2 protein-coding genes and 1 pseudogene are annotated in these 2233 nt (G+C 43.0%); 2 read left to right on the top strand and 1 reads right to left on the bottom strand.

All coding sequences use genetic code 11. From position 1 onward, the window contains the following. A pseudogene (locus AC075J_RS01655) lies at positions 1-562 on the top strand (stage IV sporulation protein A); the annotation flags it as partial. 81 nt (positions 563-643) lie between these two features. Here AC075J_RS01655 and AC075J_RS01650 read toward each other — a convergent pair. Next, on the bottom strand, positions 644-1015 hold the full coding sequence (locus AC075J_RS01650) for a NusG domain II-containing protein (RefSeq protein ID WP_022380691.1): 372 nt from the start codon (positions 1013-1015) through the stop codon (positions 644-646). A 136-nt stretch (positions 1016-1151) separates the two neighbouring features. On the opposite strand from AC075J_RS01650, the gene AC075J_RS01645 reads away from it, so the two are divergent. After that, a partial coding sequence (locus AC075J_RS01645; RefSeq protein ID WP_476389891.1) for an FGGY family carbohydrate kinase occupies positions 1152-2233 on the top strand: 1082 nt, incomplete at its 3' end.

The raw sequence follows: 2233 nt of genomic DNA, 5'->3' as shown, positions 1-2233 counted from the left end.
ACAGTAAAGGTAAGAATACGCATAAAGGAAGAATATTATTACAGGATGCTCAGTCAGATGAGTGGAATCGAAATGGAGAGTGAGATATCAACTGATCCATACAATGCAGGAACTGGTACATATGAAAGAGGAATATGTAAAAGTGCAGGCTGCACTGGAAGCAGTGCGTGGAACCGGTTATGGTGTGGTTGTCCCGAATCTGGATGAGATTGAGATCGCACAGCCTGAAGTGATCCGACAGGGGAATAAATATGGAGTAAAGATCAAGTCAAAGAGTCCGTCTATCCATATGATAAAGGCAAATATAGAAACTGAAATTGCTCCCATAGTAGGAACGGAACAGCAGGCAAAGGATCTGATCCAGTATATTGATGAAGGCAGCCAGAGGGGGGAGAGTATCTGGGAGACTAATATTTTCGGTAAATCCATTGAGCAGTTGGTACAGGATGGCATCCGAAGCAAGATTGCAGCTATCAGCGAAGAAAGCCAGGTAAAGCTTCAGGATACCATGCAGAAAATTGTCAATGACAGTAAGGGCGGGCTGGTGTGTATTATCATATAGCTGCCGTATAATATGGTTCCTTTTAATTTTGCTTTTTAGCCGAACTGTGAAACAGTTATTCAGTTACAGGCAACGGAGAGCTCAGGTTACTGCGTCAATTACCGGTTCGTCAGTTTTTTTACTGTCAGTACTTTTTTCCCCTTCAATAACGACTTTATTAGGGAGGCATACGATGGTGCCTCCTTTTTCATCGATTGCCTTCTGTTTCATACACAGATGATCGGGGCATTGTGCAGAGATCATACGTGCCTGACCGTCTTTGATCTCACAGACATTTGTATCGTTGATTTTAATCATCTGATCCTTTTCCAGAGAATAAGTTCCATATTCTTTTCCGTCTACAGTAATGCGGATGGAACCATGACTGCCCTTATTTATAAGAGACATTCCTCCCCACATCGCCAGTGCAAGAATAAGAATACCACCTATAAAAATAAATTCTTTTTTCTTCAAAATATTGTACTCCATCTTTCTATAATAGCAGTAACGTTTCGTTTTGTCTGCATCATAACATGAATAAAAAAGAATAGCAACCTTTAGATGTTTGTGGTATGGTTATAATAATGAAAGAGAACGGAGGAAATCTTTTATGGGAAAATATATTATGGCACTGGATGCCGGGACGACCAGCAACCGCTGTATCCTGTTTAATGAAAAGGGAGAACGTTTAAGTGTTGCACAGAGAGAATTTACCCAGTATTTCCCGAAACCGGGCTGGGTAGAACATGATGCAGATGAGATATGGGCCAGTATGCTGGGTGTGGCAGTAGAGGCAATGACCAAGATCGGAGCAGATGCTTCAAAGATCGCTGCGATCGGAATCACAAACCAGAGAGAAACTGCAATCGTATGGGATAAAAATACCGGCGTACCTGTCTATCATGCGATCGTATGGCAGTGTCGCAGAACATCGGAATACTGCGACTCGCTGAAAGCCAGAGGACTGACTGAGAAATTCAGGGAGAAAACAGGGCTTGTGATCGATGCTTATTTCTCTGCAACAAAAATAAAGTGGATTCTGGACAATGTAGAAGGAGCCAGAGAGAAAGCGCAGAAAGGGCAGCTTTTGTTTGGAACTGTGGAAACCTGGCTGATCTGGAAACTGACAAAGGGCAGAGTCCATGTTACAGATTATTCCAATGCATCCAGAACCATGCTTTTTAATATCAATACTTTACAGTGGGATCAGGAAATTTTGAATGAACTTGACATTCCAAAGTCCATGCTTCCCAAACCAATGCCATCCAGCTGTATTTATGGAAAAGCAGATCCGGCAGTCCTTGGCGGTGCTATCCCTATTGCAGGCGCAGCAGGTGATCAGCAGGCTGCTTTGTTTGGCCAGACCTGCTTTAATGCCGGAGAAGCAAAAAATACTTATGGCACAGGATGTTTTCTTCTGATGAATACAGGAGAGAAACCTGTCTTTTCAAAGAACGGACTGGTTACTACGATTGCGTGGGGATTGGACGGAAAGGTAACCTATGCACTGGAAGGATCAATTTTTGTTGCAGGTGCAGCTATCCAGTGGCTGCGAGATGAATTAAAGGTAATTGATTCCTCTGAAGATTCCGAGTATATGGCAAATAAAGTATCAGATACACATGGATGTTATGTTGTGCCGGCCTTTACAGGACTGGGAGCTCCCCACTGGGATCAGTATGCGAGAGGTAC

It is taken from the genome of Blautia sp. ZXY-1-C6, from assembly GCF_056339875.1.
Note: the sequence above shows the minus strand (reverse complement) of the source record. Positions and strands in the feature narration are given on the sequence as shown.